The sequence below is a fragment of the Chromatiales bacterium genome, assembly GCA_014762505.1.
Classification (GTDB): domain Bacteria; phylum Pseudomonadota; class Gammaproteobacteria; order SpSt-1174; family SpSt-1174; genus SpSt-1174.
The window spans coordinates 64,150-83,021 of sequence record JABURS010000041.1 but is presented as its reverse complement, the minus strand read 5'-3'; the positions used below and the strand labels follow the sequence as shown (position 1 = coordinate 83,021).

Below are 18,872 nucleotides of genomic sequence, written 5' to 3'. Positions count from 1 at the left end.
CCTTCCATACTGGACAACACGCGCAACACCGAGGAACCCAAGGCATGACCGAATACGCGCTCATCCTCGTGGGCACCGTGCTCGTCAACAACTTCGTGCTGGTGAAGTTCCTCGGCCTGTGCCCGTTCATGGGCGTGTCGCGCAAGCTGGAGACCGCCACCGGCATGGGGCTGGCCACCACCTTCGTGCTCACGCTCTCCTCGGTGTGCAGCTACCTGGTCAACGAATACCTGCTGGTGCCCTTCGGCATCGAGTACCTGCGCACCATCAGCTTCATCCTGGTGATCGCGGCCGTGGTGCAGTTCACCGAGATGGTGGTGCACAAGACCAGCCCCCTGCTCTACAACGTGCTCGGCATCTTCCTGCCGCTGATCACCACCAACTGCGCGGTGCTGGGCGTGGCCCTGCTGAACGTGCAGGAGAGCCACGGCTTCGTCGAATCCGTGCTCTACGGCTTCGGCGCCGCCGTCGGCTTCACCCTGGTGCTGGTGCTGTTCGCCGCCATTCGCGAGCGCGTGGCGGCGGCCGACGTGCCGGTGCCGTTTCGCGGCAGCGCCATCGCCTTCATCACCGCCGGCCTCATGTCGCTGGCCTTCATGGGCTTCGTCGGACTGGTGAAGGGCTAGGCGCATGCTGGCCGCCATCCTCGTCATCGTCTCGCTCGCCGCCTTCTTCGGGCTGGTGCTGGGCTTTGCCGCCATCCGGTTCCACGTCGAGGGCGAGCCCATCGTCGAGCAGATCGATGCCCTGCTGCCGCAGACCCAGTGCGGCCAGTGCGGCTTCGCCGGCTGCCGCCCCTACGCCGAGGCCATCGCCCGCGGCGAGGCGGACATCAACCAGTGCCCGCCGGGCGGCGAGGCGACCATACTCGCCCTGGCCGACCTGCTGGGCCGCGACCCCAAGCCGCTCAACGACGAGCACGGCGAGCACACCGAGCCCATGGTGGCCGTCATCGACGAGAACATCTGTATCGGCTGCACGCTGTGTATCCAGGCCTGCCCGGTGGATGCCATCCTGGGGGCGGCCAAGCAGATGCACACGGTGATCGAGAGCGAGTGCACCGGCTGCAAGCTCTGCATCGAGCCCTGCCCGGTGGACTGCATCACCATGGAGCCGCTCCAACGCGAGCTGAAGGACTGGAAGTGGCCCTACCCGGACAGGCCCTATCTGCAGGAGGCGGAGGACGCCAGCGATGCCGGTCAGGACGACGACAAGCATGCCGCCTGAACGCCCTGTCCACCCCATGGCCGCCTGAGGAAAACTGATACAATCCCGCCCCATGCACGATCGCGCGCCCCATCTCTGGCATTTCCACGGCGGCCTGCGCCTGGAGGGTCACAAGGACCTCTCCACGCGCGAGCCGATCCTGGACATGCGCATCCCGCGCTGGATCATACTGCCCGTACAGCAGCACATCGGCGAGCCGGCCGAGGTCCTGGTGAAGCCGGGCGATCACGTGAAGAAGGGGCAGCTGGTCGCCCGTGCAGGGGGCTATATCAGCGCCCCCGTGCATGCCTCCACCTCGGGCGTGGTCGCGGCCGTGGAGGAACGCCCGGTCCCCCATCCCTCCGGGCTCAGCGCCCCCTGCGTGGTGATCGAGACCGACGGGCGCGACGAGTGGCTGGCCGACCGCATGCCGGCCCTGCCCGACTACGCCGGCCTGGATGCCGTCACCCTGCGCAACCGCGTGCGCGAGGCCGGCATCGTCGGCCTGGGCGGCGCCGCCTTCCCGGCCTCGGTCAAGCTCAACCCGCCGCCGGGCCGCCGCATCGAGACCCTCATCATCAACGGCGCCGAATGCGAGCCCTACATCACCTGCGACGACATGCTCATGCGCGAACGGGCGCGCGAGGTGATCGAGGGTGTGCGCATCATCCAGCGCATCGTGCAGGCCGAACGCTGCCTGATCGGCATCGAGGACAACAAACCCGAGGCCATCGCCGCCATGCGCGAGGCCCTGGGCGAGGACGACGTCATCGCGATCGTGAAGATCCCGACGCGCTACCCCACCGGCGGCGAAAAGCAGCTCATCAAGGTCCTCACCAACCGCGAGGTGCCCAGCAACGGCCTGCCCAGCGACATCGGCATCGTCTGCCACAACGTCGGCACCGCGGCGGCCGTCTACAAGGCCGTGGCCCACGGCATCCCGCTGGTCTCGCGCGTGGTCACCGTCACCGGCCAGGGCGTGCAGCACCCGCGCAACATCGAGGTGCTGGTCGGCACACCGATCAGCGAGGTGGTGGCCTTCACCGGCGGTTACAGCCAGGCCGTCGAGCGCCTCATCATGGGCGGCCCGATGATGGGCTTCGCCCTGGGGGATGACGAGGTGCCGGTGATCAAGGGCACCAACTGCATCCTCGCGGCAGGCCGCGGCGAGGTGGACCGCCCGGGCCCGGCCATGCCCTGCATCCGCTGCGGCGAGTGCCAGCGCGCCTGTCCCGCCCTGCTGCTGCCGCAGCAGCTCTACTGGCACGCCCACGCCCGCGATTTCGACAAGGTCCAGGACTTCGCCCTGTTCGACTGCATCGAGTGCGGCTGCTGCTCCTATGTCTGTCCGAGCAACATCCCGCTGGTGCAGTACTTCCGCTTCGCCAAGACCGAGATCTGGGAACAGGAACGCGAGAAGCGCAAGGCCGACATCGCCCGCCAGCGCCACGAGTTCCGCCAGGAACGCCTGGAGCGCGAAGAACGCGAGAAGGCCGAGCGCCTGGCGAAGAAGAAGGCCGCCCTGGCCAAGACCGCCGAGGACGGCGAGGCAGAGGACCCGAAGAAGGCGGCCATCAAGGCGGCGCTGGAGCGGGCCAAGGCGAAGAAGGCGGCCGCCGGGGCGGCGCCGAAGAACATCGACAACCTCACCGAGGCGCAGCAGCGCCAGATCGAGGAGGCCGAGGCCCGCCGCCGTGCCGCCCGTGCGGACCGGAACCCATCCGACGAGAAGGACGCCTGAGCATGCGCTTCCCCACCGTCAGCTCACCCCATCACACGCCGGCGAAGAGCGTCTCGCGCGTGATGGGCGCCGTGATGCTGGCCCTGCTGCCGGGCACGGCCGCCGCCACCTGGTACTTCGGCTGGGGCGTGCTCATCAACGTGGTGCTGGCGGCCGGCTTCGCCGTCGCCCTGGAGGCCGCCATGCTCGCCCTGCGCGGGCGGCCGCTGCGGCCCTTCCTCACCGACGGCAGCGCCGTGCTCACCGCCTGGCTGTTCGCCCTGGCCCTGCCGCCGCTCACCGAGTGGTGGATCACCCTCATCGGCATCGTCTTCGCCATCGTCATCGCCAAGCAGCTCTACGGCGGACTCGGCCACAACCCCTTCAACCCGGCGATGGTCGGCTATGTGGTCGTGCTGGTGTCCTTCCCCCGGGAGATGACCCTGTGGCTGCCGCCGGAGATGCTGGCCGAGACCCGCTTCGACTTCCTGCAGGCCCTGACCGTGGTCTTCACCGGCAGCCTGCCGGCCGGCCTGTCCTGGGACGCCATCACCATGGCCACGCCGCTCGACCTGATGAAGACCGAGCTGTCGCTGAACCGCACCATCGAGGAGATCCGCCAGAGCCCGCTGTTCGGCGACTTCTCCGGCCAGGGCTGGGAGTGGATCGCCAACTGGTATGCCATCGGCGGCTTCTGGCTGCTGTTCCGCCGCACCATCGCCTGGCAGATCCCGGTGGCCATGCTCGGCTCGCTGTTCGCCATCGCCACCCTGTTCTACTGGATGGACCCCGACGCCCATGCCGGCCCGCTGTTTCACGTCTTCTCCGGCGGGGCCATCATCGGCGCCTTCTTCATCGCCACCGACCCGGTGAGCGCCGCCACCACTCCGCGCGGACGCCTGATCTACGGCGCCGGCATCGGCGTGCTCACCTACGTGATCCGTACCTGGGGGGGCTATCCGGACGGCATAGCCTTCGCGGTACTGCTGATGAACATGGCCGCCCCCACCATCGACTACTACACGCGGCCAAGGGTCTTCGGCGAGGAACGCCACCCGCCGGGGCAGGAGTGAGCGATGGTCATGAGCGTGCGACACATCCTCACCTCCGCCGTGCTGCTGGCCCTGTTCGCCCTGATCGGCACCACCCTGGTGGCACTGATCCATGACGGCACCGCCGAGCGCATCATCGAGAACGAGCGCCTGGCCACCCTGCGCAACCTCAACGCCATCCTGCCGCACGAACGCTACGACAACGAGCTCCTGGCCGACCAGCGGGTGATCCGGGACGAGACCCTGGCTGGCGGCCAGCCGGTCACCGTCTACCGCGCCTTCCGGGATGAATCGCCGGTGGCCGCGGTCTTCGCCACCGTCGCCCCGGACGGCTACGGCGGCCCCATCCGCCTGCTGGTGGGCGTGAACGTGGACGGCACCGTGGCCGGCGTGCGCGTCACCGGACACCGCGAGACGCCGGGGCTGGGCGACCCCATCGAGGCCAGCCGCTCCGACTGGATCCTGGGCTTTGACGGCCGCTCGCTCGGGGATCCACCGCTGGCCCGCTGGGCCGTGGCCCGTGACGGCGGCGTCTTCGACCAGTTCACGGGCGCCACCATCAGCCCGCGGGCCGTGGTCGGGGCGGTGCGCGAGGTTCTGGTATACTTTGCCGCCCACGGCGAGACGATCTTCCCGTCCCTGGCCGCGCCCGCCGGGGACGCGCCCACCGAACCATCCGAGGAGGAGCCCGATGAGTGATCACGGCTACAAGGCGATCGCACTGGACGGCCTCTGGCGCAACAACCCGGGGCTGGTACAGCTGCTGGGCCTGTGCCCGCTGCTGGCCGTCACCGGCACGGTGGTCAACGGCCTGGGCCTCGGGCTGGCCACCACCGCCACCTTCGTCATCTCCAATGTCATCGTGGCGCTGATCCGCAACCTGGTCCGCCCCGAGGTGCGCATCCCCGTGTTCGTGCTGGTGATCGCCTCGGCCGTCACCGCCATCGAGCTGCTGATGAGCGCCTATTTCCATCAGCTCTACACGATCCTCGGGATTTTTATTCCCCTTATCGTGACAAATTGCGCTATTATCGGCCGCGCCGAGGCGTTTGCCTCGAAGAACAGCGTGCCCCGGGCCTTTGTTGACGGCCTGACCATGGGCCTGGGCTTCACCCTGGTGCTGATCGTACTGGGCGGGATGCGCGAGGCCATCGGTTCCGGCACGCTCTTGGCGCAGGCCCATCTCATGTTCGGCGAGACGGCCCGCGCCTGGACCATCACACTGGTCGAAGACTATCGCGGCTTCCTGCTGGCCATCCTGCCACCCGGTGCCTTCATCGGGCTGGGCTTCCTGGTGGCCATCAAGAACGTGATCGATACGCGTATGGAAAGACGACAGGCCGCCCAGAGCCCGCTCACCGAGGCCCCCGAGGCCGCCTGAGGCGGATGGCGCCAATCGTATCAACCGGTTCGCATCGAGTTTCAAGCTTGCTAGAGGAGTAATCGAGAATGGCTGGTCATTTCCCATTCGGCATGAAGCGTGGCTCCCGCTACGGTCTGGCCCCGCGCGGCACCCTGGCCGCCTTCTATGAGAAGGAAGGCTTCAACAACGAGCTCCAGGAAAAGTACTACAAGTGGTGGTACGACTGGGCCAAGAACTTCGTCGACAACGACGCGGATCTGAGCGCCACCGTCGGCGTGCGCTTCAACAGCTACCCGATGGGTCAGCACTCCGAGCATGCCTTCCACCTGAACGACAAGTTCTGGTGCATGACCATGGACGAGCTGGGCTCGTTCATCAGCAATCTGATCTTCCCCAAGCTGGGTGAGAAGGGCATGCACGAACTGGAGGAAAAGCACCACCACCTGCTCGAGGAGCTGCGCAAGGAAGCCGAGAAGAACCCGCGTGAGGAAGCTCCGGACGTCGGCCTCTTCCGCCACGTCTGAGGCCGCGGCTCTCCGTTGCCTGTATCGAGAGCCCCGCCCTGCGGGGCTCTCGCGTTTCCGGACCCTGCCATGAACGCCGCCAAGCGCTACGAGATCTTCGCCCGCCTGCGGGCCGAGAATCCGCATCCAACCACCGAGCTCGAATATTCCACGCCCTTCGAGCTGCTGGTGGCCGTGATCCTCTCCGCCCAGGCCACCGACAGGGGCGTGAACAAGGCCACGGCGAAGCTGTTTCCCGTCGCCAACACTCCGCAGGCCATCCTGGAGCTGGGCGAGGACGGGCTCAAGCGCTACATAAAGACCATCGGCCTGTTCAACAGCAAGGCGAAGAACATCATCGAGACCTGCCGCCTGCTGGTCGAACGGCACGGGGGCGAGGTACCGGCCGAACGCGAGGCCCTGGAGGCCCTGCCCGGCGTCGGCCGCAAGACCGCCAACGTCATCCTCAACACCGCCTTCGGCCAGCCCACCATGGCCGTCGACACCCATATCTTCCGCGTCTCCAACCGCACCGGCCTCGCCCCGGGAAAGACCGTGCTGGCGGTGGAAAAGAAGCTGCTCAAGGTGGTGCCCGAGGAATTTCTCATCGACGCCCATCACTGGCTGATCCTGCTGGGTCGCTACATCTGCGTGGCACGCACGCCCAAGTGCCCCGAGTGCCCGATCCGCGACCTTTGCGAATACCGCCACAAGACGGGGGAACAGGCCACGCCCGCCCCCGGGAAACGCAGCCCGGCTAGGAAGAAGGCCGCCCGCCGGAGGACCTGAGCCATGTTCGGCAACGACCGCAACCAGCTGCGACGACTCTACTGCGACGCCTGGGCACGCCGCCGACGCGGCGAGACGCTGGACCCGCTGGCCCGGCAGATCGCCGACGTGATCGAGGCCCACCCGGAGTACCACCCCCTGCTGGACGACCCCGAGGCCGCCCTCGGCGCCGAGTACACCCCGGAGATGGGGCAGTCCAATCCCTTCCTGCACATGGGCATGCACCTGGCCATCCGCGAACAGGTTGGCACCGACCGGCCTGCCGGCATCCGCGCCGCCTGGCAGACGCTGACCGGTCGGCTGGGCGAACACGAGGCGGAGCATCGCATCATGGAATGCCTCGGACGCGCTCTGTGGGAGGCGCAACGCAGCCAGCGCGAACCGGACGAACAGCAATACCTCGAGTGCATCCGGCAGCTCGTCGGCTGATCGGGACCGTCAGGATAGTCAGTATTTGACACTGCGGGCTTGTACCTGCCCGGTCGATCTGCTTTCATAACCCTTGAGGGATACCGCCTTCTGGCGGGGTGCCTTCAGTCTGGCAATGACAGGGATCCGGGGCATGCCCTGTCGTGCGCGCCTCACAGATCAACACGCGAGTCGTTGGAGAACGATCATCCGCCGCGGCCGGTTCGCGGTGGCACGGGCCCGGGACACACGGGACAGTGTGGTGGGGGCCGTCACTAACAAGAACAGCAAAGGGCTGGATCGTGGATAGCGAAGCGCTGAAGATTCCCAAACGGCAGAAACTCGTTACGCTCTGGGTACACCCGGAAGGCCGTGTGATCGGCTCGATGTACCTCTACGAGCAGAGCGAATACCACTCGGGTGAAGAACAGCCGGTAGAGGTGCTGAACAACGAGGCACCTTTCCTCGTCCTGCAGCGCGAAGACCTCGACGAGGCGCGCTTCTACAACAAGCGCTCCATCGTACGGGTGGAATTCCAGGCCGAGGAACCTGCCGATTCGCAGGACCTCACCACCCTGCGCTGCCGCCTGCACATGATGGACGGGAGCATGTTCGAGGGCGAGATCCGCGAATTTCTCGATCCGCAGCATCGCCGGCTCTATGACTACATCAACCAGACGGGCGAGCGTTTCATCAAGCTGCACGTGGACGACGGCCGCACCTACCTGGTGAACAAGGCCTACATCGTCCACATCGCCCAGCTCGACTGAAGCGCCACCCGCGGGGACGAGGAGGATATGGGGCTTATTTCGGACTTTCGTGTGGGTCGGCTGGTGGAGCGCGTGCTCGCCGCCGAAGACCTGCATGCGGAAAAGACCGTCGAGGCCCTGACCAAGCTGCGAGAGGCGGGCAAGCCAGCCATCCCGCAGATCATCGAGGCACTGTCCACTGCCAACAAGGACCAGCGCGACGCCCTGCTGCAGATCCTCATCACGCTGCTGGACAATAGCACGCTCTCTGTCTTCATCAAGACCCTCGCCGACAAGAACCCGCGCATCGTCAACGCCATCACGGTGCTGTTGCAGCAGGCCGGTGCCTACGACCCCAACCGCCTGATCCCGCATTTCGGCAACCCGGATATCCCCGAGGCGGCGCTGATCAAGATCCTCGAGAGCCACAAGCAGCGCGTGAACCCCAAGACCCTGCTGGTGCAGGCGGTCAAACTGGACCGTACCCGCCAGGTGCCGCTGTTCAACATGATCCGCGAGCTGGCCAACGAGGCCCTGATCCCCGACCTGGTCGTCCGCGCCTCCGCCAAGGAGCCGCATGTGCGCGCGAACGTGGCGCGCGTGCTGGGCCGGTTCCTCGATCGGCCCAGGGCACGCGAGGCCCTGTGGAAGCTGCTCGATGACCCGCAGAAGCTGGTACGCATGTCGGCGCTGGCGGGCGTTGCGCAAATGGACTCGCCGCCGGACATCAAGCCCGTCGTCAAGCTGCTCAGGGACCCGGACCTCAACGTCCAGCACCAGGCCATCGACGCCCTGGTGCAGTGGAGACACCCGGATACCCTCACCGAGCTCCTGACCCTGCTGCAGGACGACTCCGAGTACATCCGCCGCGGCGCGGTGGAGGTGCTCAATGCCATCGCCGACACCCGCTCCATCAAACAGCTGCTCGGCGCCATCAAGGACAGCGACTGGTGGGTGCGCGAGCGCGCCTCGGATGCGCTGATCAAGATCGGCGGCCCGCGCGTGGTCGACGCCATGCTCGGCCTCATCAAGGACGACGACGAGTACATCCGCCGCACGGCCATCGAGGTGATCAACGCCAGTGGTGACGAGCGCGCCTTCGATCAGGTGCTGGAGGCCCTGGAGGACGCCGACTGGTGGGTGCGCGAACGCGCCATCGACGCACTGGCCACCATGGGCAGCGACAAGTCCCTGCCCCTGCTCTACAAGGCCCTGGCAAAGGACGCATACACCCGCCGGGCCGCGGTGCGCGCCCTGGGACAGATCGGCAACCGCGGCGCCATCAAGGAGCTGCTGCCGCTATTGAAAGACCCGGACGAGACGGTACGCAAGGAGACGCTGCAGGCACTGGCCAGACTCGCCTCCGAGGCCCACGCCCATCCCATCTGCAAGGCCATCGAGGCGGCCATGCCGGAGTATGGCGAGGCGCTGCGCGAGCTGGCCGGCGAGGCCCTGCGGGCGATCGAGCAGCGCGCGGGCGGCAGCAGCGGCGGCGTGTTCAGCACCCACGCCCCGGAGACCCAGATGCTGCGTCGAGCCGAACCCGGCGCCCGGCCCACCAGCCCCGGCAACACGCCCCCGCCGTCCAGCACCGAATCGCCGGCCGCCACCGGTGAGGCGGTAAACCTCGCCCAGCCGGAGAAGCTCGCCCCCGGTACGGTGCTGAACAACCGCTATCACATGATCCGGCAGATCGGCAAAGGCGCCTTCGGCACCGTCCTGCTGTTCGAGGACAAGGTGCTCGACGAGCGGGTGATCATGAAATTCATCAACCCGCAGTTCGCCACCGACGAGAACGTCCGCCGCCGCTTCATCCACGAGATCCGCTACGCGCGCAAGGTCACGCATCCGAACGTGATCCGTATCCACGACTTTCTCAGCTTCGGCGATGCGGCCGCCATCTCGATGGAGTACTTCCCGGGGCACACCCTGGGTGACGAGCTCAAGCAGGATGGCGTGCTCGCCTGGAACCATGCCCGCCACATCCTGCTGCAGATCACGGCCGCACTCGCGGCCGCCCATCGCGAGCAGGTCGTGCACCGCGACATCAAGCCGGCCAACATCCTCATCAACCAGGACGGCCTGGTGAAACTGGTGGACTTCGGCATCGCGGCCGCCTCCGGCAATGCTGAGACGCGCCTCACCCGCACCGGCATGGTGGTGGGCACCCCCACCTACCTCGCCCCGGAGCAGGTGCTGGGCAAGCCGGTGGACCATCGCACCGACATCTACAGCCTCGGCATCATCATGTACCAGATGTTCGCCGGCAAGCCGCCCTACACCGGGGAAGATGCCATGTCACTCATGTACCAGCACGTACAGGGTGAGGCCGAGCCGCTCTACAAGGTCAACCCGAAGATCTCCAGGACGCTGAGCGCCATCATCATGAAGGCCATGGCCAGGGACCCGGACAAGCGCTATCAGTCCATGGACGAGCTCCATGAACGACTGGCGATGATTCCCGAGGAATAGCACCCCATGGCACGTATCGATGCCTTCCTGAAACTCGGCCGCGAACAGGGCTGCTCCGACATCCACCTCGCCGTGGGCGTGCCGCCGATGCTGCGCATGCACGGCGACATCATGCCGATCAAGTTCCGCGACCTCGGCGAGGCCGAACTCGAGGGCTACGTCAACGAGATCCTCACCGAGACGCAGCGCAAGCGGCTTCGCGAGGGCGAAGACCTGGACTTCTCCTACATGGCGCGCGATGTCGGCCGGTTCCGCGCCAACATCTTTCGCAAACTGGGCGGCGTGGGTGCCACCTTCCGGCACATCCCCTCGAACGTGCCCACCCTGCAGGAACTCAAGCTGCCAGCGGTGGTGGAGAAGGTCACCCATCATCACCAGGGCATGATCCTGGTCACCGGCGCCACCGGCACCGGCAAGTCCACCACGCTGGCGGCGATGATCGACCACATCAACACGACCCGCCGCGCCAACATCATCACCCTCGAAGACCCGGTGGAGTTCGTGCATCGCAGCAAGAACTCCCAGGTGATCCAGCGCGAGGTCGGCACCCACGTCGACAACTTCGCCAACGGGCTGCGCGCCGCTCTGCGTGAAGACCCGGACATCATCCTGGTGGGCGAGCTGCGCGACATGGAGACCATCAGCATGGCGATGATGGCCGCCGAGACCGGGCACCTGGTGCTCGGCACCCTGCATACCACCTCGGCCACCAAGACCCTGGACCGCATCATCGACGCACTGCCCGCCGAGCAGCGCGAACAGGCCAAGATCTTTCTTGCGCAGAACCTGCATGCGGTCATCACCCAGGTGCTGGTCAAGACCGCCGATGGCCGCGGCCGCAAGGCCATGCTCGAGATCCTGACCATGAACACCGCCATCGCCCGGCTCATCGCCACCGACAAGCTGTTCCAGATCCCGACCCAGATCCAGACGGGCAAGGCCCAGGGCATGCAGCTGCTCGACCAGGCGCTGATGGAGGCGCTGCAGAAGGGCGAGATCGACCCCGACGACGCCTACCTGCACGCACACGACAAGAAGCAGTTCCAGCGTTTCGTCAGTGATCCGTCCCTGCTGCCCAAGGTCGACCTGGCCGGCGGCTGAGCCCAGACAACCGGAGATCCACGCGTGGCAAGCATCGAAGAACTGCTGGAGATGATGATCCGGACCAAGGGGTCGGACCTGCACTTCATTGCCGGCGAACCGGCACGCGTACGCCGGCTGGGCGAACTCGAAACCGAGGGTGATACGGAACTGGAGCCCGAGTTCGTGCAGAACGAGATCTACAAGGTCATGCCGCCCGAGATCCGCGCCCAGTTCGAATCACACGACCATGCCGACTTCGCCCTGTCAATGGAGGGACTGGCCCGCTTTCGCGTCAACGTCTTCCGCCACATCGCCGGCATGGGCGCCGTATTCCGCGGCATCCCCGCCTCGGCCTTCTCGCTGGAAGAACTCGGCCTGCCCGAGGTCATCGCCAGCCTGTGCATGCAGACCAACGGCCTGCTGCTCGTGACCGGCAAGACCGGATCGGGCAAATCCACCACGCTGGCGGCGATGGTCGATTACATCAACAGCCGGCGCAAGGCACACATCATCACCATCGAGGACCCGATCGAATTCGTACACAGCCGCAAGCGCAGCCTCATCAGCCAGCGCGAGGTCGGCCAGCATACCCGCACCTTCGCCAGCGCCCTGCGCTCGGCCCTGCGCGAGGACCCGGACGTCATCCTCATCGGCGAGCTGCGTGATCTCGAGACCACCAGCCTCGCGGTCACCGCTGCCGAGACCGGCATCATGGTGCTCGGCACCCTGCACACCAACGGCGCCATCTCCACCGTGGACCGCCTGGTCAACACCTTCCCGCTGAACAAGCAGAATCAAGTGCGCTCCATGCTGGCCACCTCACTGCGCGCCGTGGTCTCCCAGCAGCTCGTCACCAAGGCGGACCGCAGCGGCCGCCTGGCCGCCATCGAGATCCTGATCAACAATTCCGCGGTTTCCAACATCCTGCGTGAAGGCAAGACAGAGCAGCTCGAAAACATCCTCACCGGCGGCTCGTTGCAGGGCATGCAGAGCATGGACAATGCCCTGCGCCGCCTGGTCGACAGCGGCCAGGTCAAGGGGGAGGAGGCCTACGACAAGGCCTTTCGCAAGGCCGAGTTCGAGAAGTATCGCGGAGCCGCCGGGTAAGCGCCGTACGCACCCGGTCGTCGGTGACGGCGCTCAGCCCTCCACTCGCCGATGTCGACAGTCCCAAACGACCCACTGCTGGAGCCCCTGTCCGCTGCCACCGGGCAGCCCCTCAGCGGCCTCACCAATCACCTCGCAGCCACGCCTCTGGACGAGCCCATGCAGGCCCATGCCTGAATCATCGGACCGTGATGCAGGACGGCTGTAAGGTTTGGCGCAGTATCACGACTACATCGTTGATACCCAGAAATCATTCCCAGGGAACCCAGCATGCTCGCTCGGCAATCCAGGCTGGTGCGAACCGGCCTGTGCAACCGGGAACAGGCAGGGGGGACGCCTTGACGGAGAACACAGATGCTGCGATTCATGACACGACTGCACACCCTGCTCGACGCGACACGGCGGGCCGACTTTCTTGCACCACTGCTGTTACGCCTCTACCTGGCGCCCGTGTTCTGGATGGCAGGGACCAGCAAGCTCGCGAATATGGACTCGACCATCGAATGGTTCGGCAACGCGGAATGGGGCCTGGGTCTGCCGTTGCCGGCACTCCTGGCATGGCTGGCCGCATTGACGGAAACCATTGGCGCGGTGCTACTGCTCATCGGCCTGGCCACCCGGTGGATCTCGATCCCACTCATGGCAACGATGATCGTCGCGGCGATTACCGTACACTGGCAGAACGGCTGGCTGGCGATTGCCGAAGGGTCGGGCAGCCTGTTCGCGAGCGAACGCACCATCGGCGCAATCGAACGCCTCGACCGGGCAAAGTCGATTCTGCGTGAGCACGGAGACTATGCCTGGCTCACCGAGAACGGCAGCCTGGTTATCCTCAACAACGGGATGGAGTTTGCCGCCACCTATTTCATCATGCTACTCGTTCTGTTCTTCGTCGGTTCCGGCCGATACGCCAGCCTGGACCACTGGATAAACCGGCTGGCCTCAGCCAGACAGAGGCATGGCAGCCCCCGATGAGAATGACGCCACACACTGTTACATGACCGAAGCGATCAACGACTGATGAATGTCGATACAACATGGGCTGACCAGGATGCCCTGAAGGGTTTACGGGAAGACCTCCTGCGCTTTGCCCGCCTGCAGCTTCGAGACCCTGTGCTTGCCGAGGACGTGGTGCAGGACACACTGTCTGCTGCCTTTGCCGCACGCAACAATTTCCGCGGCGAGGCAAGCACCCGGACATGGGTGGCATCCATCCTGAAAAACAAGATCATCGACCAGATACGCCAGCGCACCAGGCATGCCAGTCTGGACCTGGCGCCGGGAGACGAAGGTGATGTGATGGTGAACGGTCTCTTCGATCAGAGGGGGCATTGGCGCAGGGAGTGTCGTCCCAGGGACTGGGAAAGCCCGGAGCAGGCACTGATCGACGAGCAATTCTGGGAAATCTTCGAGCTCTGCCTCACTGCACTGCCGGAGAACACCGCCAGAGTTTTTTCGATGCGTGAGCTGCTCGGCCTGGAAACACGTGAGATTGCCGACGATCTTGGCATCAGTGAGAACAACTGCTGGGTGATTCTTCATCGGGCACGCTCACGACTACGACTCTGCCTGGAAAAAAGCTGGCAGCAGGAAGGGTGATGATCATGAGAAATTGCGAAGAGATAACGAAACTTCTGTCAAAACGGCAGGACACCCCGCTGAGCCTGCCGGAACGCATCGAGCTCACACTGCACCTCGGCATCTGTACCGGATGTCGTAACTACGCCAGGAACATCCTGTTTCTGAGTCAGGCCTGCCGGTCACTGCGGGAACTGGACAACTCCCGGGAGAAGACATGACGCCCGGCACGGACCATCGATATCGCCCCCTGATCCAGGCAGCAGAAAATACCGTGTAAGGATTTCCCGCCTGGGTCGTCTATACCTGCGAGGCCGTCATTTCGGGCCTTCAGAACAACCACCCCAGTTGCACCAGTTGCATGGGATCACATCCAAGGAGAACCATCATGAGCAAGCAGACCTCGACCTTTATCAGTGCCGCCACGGGCGCCCTGGTTGTCGCCACCCTTTCCGCGCCGGCCTATGCCGCTACCGATACCAACCCCTTCGCCATCACCTCGCTGCAGAGCGGCTACATGGTGGCCGCCGCCGAAGGAAAATGCGGCGAAGGCAAGTGTGGTGGCGCCAGCGGTGCGAAGAAAGATGCGACTGAAGGCAAGTGCGGGGAAGGAAAATGCGGCGGCAGCAAGAAGGATTCCGCCGAAGGAAAATGTGGCGAAGGCAAGTGCGGCGGCAGCCGCTAGCCGTACAGCATGCGGGGAGGCACGCCTCCCCGCCTGTGCCAGGCATTATTACCTCCAGCAAATCCGCATTGTTCACCCCGGCGCCACGGGGGCTTGCCCGTGCCCCGTGTCGGGCTATCATGTCTTCAGACCACCGTCCCGCGACGACGAAGCCGGGGATATTCCGCTCGATTAAGGGGTCAATACGACTGCCATGAGATACTTCACGGAGACAGACCATGCCTGACAAACACCCCATCCAGGGTGCCGGCCTCGGCCTGCGTCGCCCGCTGCTCGATGCGTTCGAGGCAGGGCCGGTCGCCGTGGACTTTCTCGAGGTCGCACCCGAGAACTGGATCGGTGTGGGCGGGCGACTGGGACGGCGATTCCGCGCCCTGACCGAGCGCTACCCGTTTGTCTGTCACGGGCTGTCACTGTCACTGGGTGGCCCGGCACCGCTCGACGAAGCGCTGCTGCGCGAGATCAGTGTATTCCTGGAACGTCACCAGGTGCGCTGTTACAGCGAGCACCTGAGCTACTGCTCGGACGACGGACACCTCTACGACCTGCTGCCCATCCCCTTTACCGAGGCGGCGGTACATCACGTTGCGGCGCGTATCCGCCGTACCCAGGAGATCCTGGAGCGACGGATCGCCATCGAGAACGTCTCGACCTATGCCGCCCCCGGACAGGAGATGAGCGAACTGGAGTTCACCCGGGCGGTGCTGGAAGAGGCCGATTGCGACCTGCTGCTCGACGTGAACAACGTCTACGTCAACTCGGTGAACCACGGCTATGACCCGGAGGCCTTCATCCGTGCCCTGCCGGGCGAACGTATCGCCTACGGCCACATCGCCGGCCACTACACCGAGGCCGAGGACCTGCTCATTGACACCCACGGCGCCGTGGTGATCGATCCGGTCTGGCGGCTGCTGGATCACGCCTATGCCACGCACGGGGTCTTCCCCGTGCTGCTGGAGCGCGACTTCAACCTGCCCCCACTTGGCGAGCTGCTGCACGAGGTGGAACGGATCCGCGAGGCCCAGACCCGTCAGGCCACACAGACGCCCAGGGTCAGTCATGGCTGAACGACCAGACTTCCGGGCGCTGCAGTACCGCTTCACTGCCCATATCCGCGACCCGGCGAATCAGCCGGCACCGGAGGGTATCGAGGAGCGCCGCCTCGCGGTATATCGTGAGCTGCTGTACAACAACACCCGCAGCTTCATCGACAGCGGCTTTCCGGTGCTGCGTGCCGTCTACGCGGCAAAGGGCTGTCGCGACGCCTGGGACCGCCTCACCCGCGACTTCTTCGCCCGGCATCGTGCCAGGACCCCCTATTTCCTGGCGATCGGGCGCGAGTTCCTGGACTACCTCCGGCACGAACACGCCCCGCAGGCCGATGATCCCCCCTTCCTGCAGGAACTGGCACATTACGAATGGGTGGAGCTGGCGCTCTCGGTGAGCGAGGCCGGGACGGAGGGCATGGCCGGCATCGATGCCCGGGGTGACCTGGCCGCCGGCGCCCCCGTACTGTCGCCGCTGGCCTGGCCGCTCACCTACGCCTGGCCGGTACAGCGCGTCGGTCCTGCGCACATCCCGACCGAGGCGCCCGCCGCCCCCACCCACCTGCTGGTCTATCGGGACGCGGAAGATATCGTCCACTTCGTGGAACTCAATGCGGTGAGCGCGCGCCTGCTGTCCCTGCTCGGCGAGAACACCGGGAACACGGCTCGCAGTGGTCGGGACTTGCTGGAACAGATCGCGGGCGAACTCGGTCACCCGAAGCCGGAGACCGTGATGCAGGGGGGGCTGGCCCTGCTGGAGGACCTGCGCGATCGCGGCGCCATCCTCGGCACCCGGACCGGCTGACCGGCCGGCGTCAACCGAACAGGCGGCGCCACCAGCGACGGCGGTTGCCGGGCTGCGGCAGGGCGGCCGGCAGATCCACCGGCGGGATCTTGGAGAGTATCCAGCCCGGCAGGGGCGGGATCTCGCTGGAACCGCAGGAGGTCCCCAGGTTGTTGGGATCGAAGATCTTCACGAAGCCCGGCCGTTCGCGATCATCCGCGTAGACGATGCCACAGTAATCCTCGTCGTGCTCGGCGCGCAGCAGACGATCGATCTCCTCGACGAACTGCAGCAGCTGATCGGCCCTGGCCACCGTCCCGGGCGGCGGCTCGCCCACGGCATAGACATACCACCCCCCGGCGGCATCGGCCCGCAGGCGCGCCCAGAAGGCGTCCAGCTGCTCCCAGCTGCGGATGCCGTAGAAGACACCGCGAAAGTCGGCGAGAAAGGGCGAGCCCTCCGGCATGGCGCTCATGCGGTAACCTCCCGGGCAGCCAGACTGTGGATCCATTCCTGCAGACGGGCCACTTCGTAGCGCAGGAATTCCTTGTCCTTGTAGGTGTAGACGAGCAGCGTGGTGCCCTGGATACAGGCCAGCATGTGCATGGCCAGCATATGCGCCTCGTCTTCGAGACCGAGACCGCGGAACTGCCGCTCCATCCAGTCGCGGAACACGTCGAACATGCCCGAGGCCTTCTGCTGCAGCTCCTGCTGGCGCTTGCCGAGCTCGGCATTGAGCGTGCCGAAACGGCAGCCATAGCGGGAGATGTCGTCGCCACGACCGGCGATGATGTCGGTGAGTGCGAGCAGGCGCTCGCGGGGTGAGTCCAGCCGGGCATCCAGACCGTCGAGCATGCCGGCCACGCCGTCCATGCGGCAGTGGATGACGTTCTCGAGGATCTCGTCCTTGCTCTTGAAGTAGTAGTAGAAGTTGCCGCGTGGGATCTCGGCGGCCTGGGCGATGTCGCTGAAGGAGGTGGCGTTGTAGCCCTGGTGGTAGAAGAGGCGATCGGCCGCCTCGACGATGCGCTGGCGGTTCAGGGCACCCTTTTCACGGAGTGTTTCCATGGCCACACCTCGATGGCCTGACGACAGGCCGAAACGATGACGGCCACCCGAAGGTGGCCGTCATGCGCTGCATCAGATGTACAAGCAGATGTCGGATTCGCCGGCAAACTCGAAGAAGGTGGCGGCGCCACCGAATTCGATGCCGTCGATGAACTCGCTCGGGTTCATCTCGAACAGGTCGACAGTCATCTGACAGGCCACCATGCGGACTTCGGCTTCCACGCACAGCTCGCGCAGGTCTTCCAGGCTGGCAACGCCCTTGGACGCCATCTTCTTCTTCATCATCATGGTCATCATGCTCTGCATGCCCGGCAGCGCCTGCACGAGCACCGGCATCGGCATCGGCATCGGCATGCCCGGGTTGCCCAGCGAGGTGACCTTGAGGTCCAGCTTCTTCTTCAGCAGCTGCAGACCATAGAAGGTAAAGAAGACTTCGGTTTCATAGCCCAGCGCGGCGGCGGTGGAGGCCAGGATGAACGGGGGGTAAGCCCAGTCCAGCGTGCCCTTGGTAGCAATAATTGCGAGTTTCTTTTCGCTCATCGGCTTATCTCCTGCCTGTGGATGCGTAATCAGCAGGCCGAACCTAAGACACCCGTCTGACTTTGTCAAGGAAATGTTAGATTAGCGTCATACCCGCGTCACAACGCCTCGCTTCCGCCCGCACAAAAAGCAGGGCCGGCACATGGCCGGCCCTGCCAGTCACGCATAAAAGCCGAATCGAATCAGGCGGTTGCCTCTTTCCGCTCGCGCAGGGCCGGGAGATAGCGTTCGGCCAGACTGAAGCCGCCGAAGAACAGGGCCACGAACAGGAGGTCGCCGACCAGGGTGTTGCGGAAGAACGGGATCCCCGCCGTGTAGGCCGCCATCAGTCCCTCGGCCGTCAGCGGATACATGCCGTGGCTCAGCCAGGCCCCGAAGTTGGTGACCAGGAAGAACAGCACCGAACTGCCCAGCGCGGCACCGAGGATCGGCAGCGGACGGCGACGGTCCTGCAGCCAGACACCCATCACGACGGTGATGGCGAAGGCCGCGTAGACGAACAGCATGGTGGAATGGAAGCCGATGATGAGGTCGCTGACGAGCAGCGCGGCGAACGGCAGGATGAAGGCCAGCTTGCGGTCGCTGAAGTAGGCACCGGCGAACAGGGCCATGGCCGCGATGGGCGCGACATTGGGCGGATGCGGCAGGATGCGGAACAGCGCCGCAACGATGAGGATGCCGATGAGGGTAGCCAAACGCGGATTCATGTCGTGTTGCCC

At 65.4% G+C, this 18,872-nt stretch carries 23 protein-coding genes; 19 read left to right on the top strand and 4 right to left on the bottom strand.

Translation table 11 applies throughout. The features are described from left to right. Nucleotides 1-44 precede the first annotated feature (44 nt). The 19 genes from rsxA to HUJ28_09925 all read left to right on the top strand — a co-directional run bounded on the left by rsxA (nt 45) and on the right by HUJ28_09925 (nt 16,566). Nucleotides 45-626 carry an electron transport complex subunit RsxA gene (gene rsxA, locus HUJ28_10015; protein ID MBD3619798.1) on the top strand — a complete coding sequence of 194 codons (582 nt, stop codon included), beginning with the start codon at nt 45-47 and terminating at the stop codon, nt 624-626. A gap of 4 nt (nt 627-630) precedes the next feature. Further along, on the top strand, nt 631-1,227 hold the full coding sequence (gene rsxB, locus HUJ28_10010; protein ID MBD3619797.1) for an electron transport complex subunit RsxB: 597 nt from the start codon (nt 631-633) through the stop codon (nt 1,225-1,227). Nucleotides 1,228-1,279: 52 nt separating this feature from the next. Then, nucleotides 1,280-2,947, top strand: coding sequence for an electron transport complex subunit RsxC (gene rsxC / locus HUJ28_10005; GenBank protein ID MBD3619796.1), 1,668 nt, complete (start codon nt 1,280-1,282; stop codon nt 2,945-2,947). 2 nt (nt 2,948-2,949) lie between these two features. After that, on the top strand, nt 2,950-3,999 hold the full coding sequence (gene rsxD, locus HUJ28_10000) for an electron transport complex subunit RsxD (GenBank protein ID MBD3619795.1): 1,050 nt from the start codon (nt 2,950-2,952) through the stop codon (nt 3,997-3,999). 9 nt (nt 4,000-4,008) lie between these two features. Then, the gene (rsxG, locus tag HUJ28_09995; GenBank protein ID MBD3619794.1) at nt 4,009-4,677 is read left to right on the top strand and encodes an electron transport complex subunit RsxG; all 669 of its coding nucleotides are present in this window, start codon (nt 4,009-4,011) and stop codon (nt 4,675-4,677) included. Next, nucleotides 4,670-5,359: an electron transport complex subunit E gene (locus HUJ28_09990; GenBank protein MBD3619793.1), complete on the top strand. Its 690-nt coding sequence runs from the start codon at nt 4,670-4,672 to the stop codon at nt 5,357-5,359. The genes rsxG and HUJ28_09990 overlap by 8 nt, the downstream gene beginning before the upstream one ends. A gap of 68 nt (nt 5,360-5,427) precedes the next feature. Beyond that, nucleotides 5,428-5,865 (top strand): hypothetical protein, encoded by a 438-nt coding sequence (locus tag HUJ28_09985; GenBank protein ID MBD3619792.1) that lies wholly within the window; start codon nt 5,428-5,430, stop codon nt 5,863-5,865. 69 nt (nt 5,866-5,934) lie between these two features. Further along, nucleotides 5,935-6,633 carry an endonuclease III gene (gene nth / locus HUJ28_09980; GenBank protein ID MBD3619791.1) on the top strand — a complete coding sequence of 233 codons (699 nt, stop codon included), beginning with the start codon at nt 5,935-5,937 and terminating at the stop codon, nt 6,631-6,633. A gap of 3 nt (nt 6,634-6,636) precedes the next feature. After that, complete coding sequence (locus tag HUJ28_09975) at nt 6,637-7,062, top strand: DUF1841 family protein (GenBank protein ID MBD3619790.1); 426 nt, start codon at nt 6,637-6,639, stop codon at nt 7,060-7,062. 281 nt (nt 7,063-7,343) lie between these two features. Then, complete coding sequence (locus HUJ28_09970; GenBank protein ID MBD3619789.1) at nt 7,344-7,811, top strand: hypothetical protein; 468 nt, start codon at nt 7,344-7,346, stop codon at nt 7,809-7,811. A gap of 27 nt (nt 7,812-7,838) precedes the next feature. Next, the gene (locus HUJ28_09965) at nt 7,839-10,262 is read left to right on the top strand and encodes a HEAT repeat domain-containing protein (protein ID MBD3619788.1); all 2,424 of its coding nucleotides are present in this window, start codon (nt 7,839-7,841) and stop codon (nt 10,260-10,262) included. A gap of 6 nt (nt 10,263-10,268) precedes the next feature. Continuing rightward, complete coding sequence (locus HUJ28_09960; protein ID MBD3619787.1) at nt 10,269-11,363, top strand: PilT/PilU family type 4a pilus ATPase; 1,095 nt, start codon at nt 10,269-10,271, stop codon at nt 11,361-11,363. Nucleotides 11,364-11,387: 24 nt separating this feature from the next. Beyond that, nucleotides 11,388-12,452, top strand: a complete 1,065-nt coding sequence (locus HUJ28_09955; GenBank protein MBD3619786.1) for a PilT/PilU family type 4a pilus ATPase — start codon at nt 11,388-11,390, stop codon at nt 12,450-12,452. A gap of 354 nt (nt 12,453-12,806) precedes the next feature. Further along, nucleotides 12,807-13,427, top strand: coding sequence for a DoxX family protein (locus HUJ28_09950; protein MBD3619785.1), 621 nt, complete (start codon nt 12,807-12,809; stop codon nt 13,425-13,427). A 45-nt stretch (nt 13,428-13,472) separates the two neighbouring features. Next, a complete protein-coding gene (locus tag HUJ28_09945; protein MBD3619784.1) occupies nt 13,473-14,051 on the top strand; it encodes a sigma-70 family RNA polymerase sigma factor in 579 nt (192 codons plus the stop codon). After that, entirely contained in the window at nt 14,051-14,251 is a 201-nt protein-coding gene (locus HUJ28_09940; protein MBD3619783.1) for a zf-HC2 domain-containing protein, read from the top strand. Before HUJ28_09945 ends, HUJ28_09940 begins: the two co-directional genes overlap by 1 nt. A gap of 167 nt (nt 14,252-14,418) precedes the next feature. Continuing rightward, nucleotides 14,419-14,715 (top strand): hypothetical protein, encoded by a 297-nt coding sequence (locus tag HUJ28_09935; protein ID MBD3619782.1) that lies wholly within the window; start codon nt 14,419-14,421, stop codon nt 14,713-14,715. A gap of 218 nt (nt 14,716-14,933) precedes the next feature. Continuing rightward, nucleotides 14,934-15,782, top strand: a complete 849-nt coding sequence (locus HUJ28_09930; protein ID MBD3619781.1) for a DUF692 domain-containing protein — start codon at nt 14,934-14,936, stop codon at nt 15,780-15,782. Beyond that, on the top strand, nt 15,775-16,566 hold the full coding sequence (locus tag HUJ28_09925) for a putative DNA-binding domain-containing protein (protein MBD3619780.1): 792 nt from the start codon (nt 15,775-15,777) through the stop codon (nt 16,564-16,566). Before HUJ28_09930 ends, HUJ28_09925 begins: the two co-directional genes overlap by 8 nt. A gap of 10 nt (nt 16,567-16,576) precedes the next feature. Here the strand turns inward: HUJ28_09925 and HUJ28_09920 are convergent, their stop codons facing one another. The 4 genes from HUJ28_09920 to HUJ28_09905 all read right to left on the bottom strand — a co-directional run bounded on the left by HUJ28_09920 (nt 16,577) and on the right by HUJ28_09905 (nt 18,860). Then, nucleotides 16,577-17,020 (bottom strand): hypothetical protein, encoded by a 444-nt coding sequence (locus tag HUJ28_09920; GenBank protein ID MBD3619779.1) that lies wholly within the window; start codon nt 17,018-17,020, stop codon nt 16,577-16,579. Continuing rightward, nucleotides 17,017-17,613: a TetR/AcrR family transcriptional regulator gene (locus HUJ28_09915; GenBank protein MBD3619778.1), complete on the bottom strand. Its 597-nt coding sequence runs from the start codon at nt 17,611-17,613 to the stop codon at nt 17,017-17,019. The genes HUJ28_09920 and HUJ28_09915 overlap by 4 nt, the downstream gene beginning before the upstream one ends. A gap of 72 nt (nt 17,614-17,685) precedes the next feature. After that, the gene (locus HUJ28_09910) at nt 17,686-18,153 is read right to left on the bottom strand and encodes a DsrE/DsrF/DrsH-like family protein (GenBank protein MBD3619777.1); all 468 of its coding nucleotides are present in this window, start codon (nt 18,151-18,153) and stop codon (nt 17,686-17,688) included. A 182-nt stretch (nt 18,154-18,335) separates the two neighbouring features. Continuing rightward, complete coding sequence (locus tag HUJ28_09905) at nt 18,336-18,860, bottom strand: hypothetical protein (GenBank protein ID MBD3619776.1); 525 nt, start codon at nt 18,858-18,860, stop codon at nt 18,336-18,338. Between the last annotated feature and the right edge of the window lie 12 nt (nt 18,861-18,872).

What these genes read in the sequence shown, in the direction of transcription:
- rsxA (MBD3619798.1), top strand. Translation starts at nt 45, where the DNA reads ATGACCGAATACGCGCTCATCCTCGTGGGCACCGTGCTCGTCAACAAC.
- rsxB (MBD3619797.1), top strand. Translation starts at nt 631, where the DNA reads ATGCTGGCCGCCATCCTCGTCATCGTCTCGCTCGCCGCCTTCTTCGGG.
- rsxC (MBD3619796.1), top strand. Translation starts at nt 1,280, where the DNA reads ATGCACGATCGCGCGCCCCATCTCTGGCATTTCCACGGCGGCCTGCGC.
- rsxD (MBD3619795.1), top strand. Translation starts at nt 2,950, where the DNA reads ATGCGCTTCCCCACCGTCAGCTCACCCCATCACACGCCGGCGAAGAGC.
- rsxG (MBD3619794.1), top strand. Translation starts at nt 4,009, where the DNA reads ATGAGCGTGCGACACATCCTCACCTCCGCCGTGCTGCTGGCCCTGTTC.
- HUJ28_09990 (MBD3619793.1), top strand. Translation starts at nt 4,670, where the DNA reads ATGAGTGATCACGGCTACAAGGCGATCGCACTGGACGGCCTCTGGCGC.
- HUJ28_09985 (MBD3619792.1), top strand. Translation starts at nt 5,428, where the DNA reads ATGGCTGGTCATTTCCCATTCGGCATGAAGCGTGGCTCCCGCTACGGT.
- nth (MBD3619791.1), top strand. Translation starts at nt 5,935, where the DNA reads ATGAACGCCGCCAAGCGCTACGAGATCTTCGCCCGCCTGCGGGCCGAG.
- HUJ28_09975 (MBD3619790.1), top strand. Translation starts at nt 6,637, where the DNA reads ATGTTCGGCAACGACCGCAACCAGCTGCGACGACTCTACTGCGACGCC.
- HUJ28_09965 (MBD3619788.1), top strand. Translation starts at nt 7,839, where the DNA reads ATGGGGCTTATTTCGGACTTTCGTGTGGGTCGGCTGGTGGAGCGCGTG.
- HUJ28_09960 (MBD3619787.1), top strand. Translation starts at nt 10,269, where the DNA reads ATGGCACGTATCGATGCCTTCCTGAAACTCGGCCGCGAACAGGGCTGC.
- HUJ28_09950 (MBD3619785.1), top strand. Translation starts at nt 12,807, where the DNA reads ATGCTGCGATTCATGACACGACTGCACACCCTGCTCGACGCGACACGG.
- HUJ28_09945 (MBD3619784.1), top strand. Translation starts at nt 13,473, where the DNA reads ATGAATGTCGATACAACATGGGCTGACCAGGATGCCCTGAAGGGTTTA.
- HUJ28_09940 (MBD3619783.1), top strand. Translation starts at nt 14,051, where the DNA reads ATGATCATGAGAAATTGCGAAGAGATAACGAAACTTCTGTCAAAACGG.
- HUJ28_09935 (MBD3619782.1), top strand. Translation starts at nt 14,419, where the DNA reads ATGAGCAAGCAGACCTCGACCTTTATCAGTGCCGCCACGGGCGCCCTG.
- HUJ28_09930 (MBD3619781.1), top strand. Translation starts at nt 14,934, where the DNA reads ATGCCTGACAAACACCCCATCCAGGGTGCCGGCCTCGGCCTGCGTCGC.
- HUJ28_09925 (MBD3619780.1), top strand. Translation starts at nt 15,775, where the DNA reads ATGGCTGAACGACCAGACTTCCGGGCGCTGCAGTACCGCTTCACTGCC.
- HUJ28_09920 (MBD3619779.1), bottom strand. Translation starts at nt 17,020, where the DNA reads ATGAGCGCCATGCCGGAGGGCTCGCCCTTTCTCGCCGACTTTCGCGGT.
- HUJ28_09915 (MBD3619778.1), bottom strand. Translation starts at nt 17,613, where the DNA reads ATGGAAACACTCCGTGAAAAGGGTGCCCTGAACCGCCAGCGCATCGTC.
- HUJ28_09910 (MBD3619777.1), bottom strand. Translation starts at nt 18,153, where the DNA reads ATGAGCGAAAAGAAACTCGCAATTATTGCTACCAAGGGCACGCTGGAC.
- HUJ28_09905 (MBD3619776.1), bottom strand. Translation starts at nt 18,860, where the DNA reads ATGAATCCGCGTTTGGCTACCCTCATCGGCATCCTCATCGTTGCGGCG.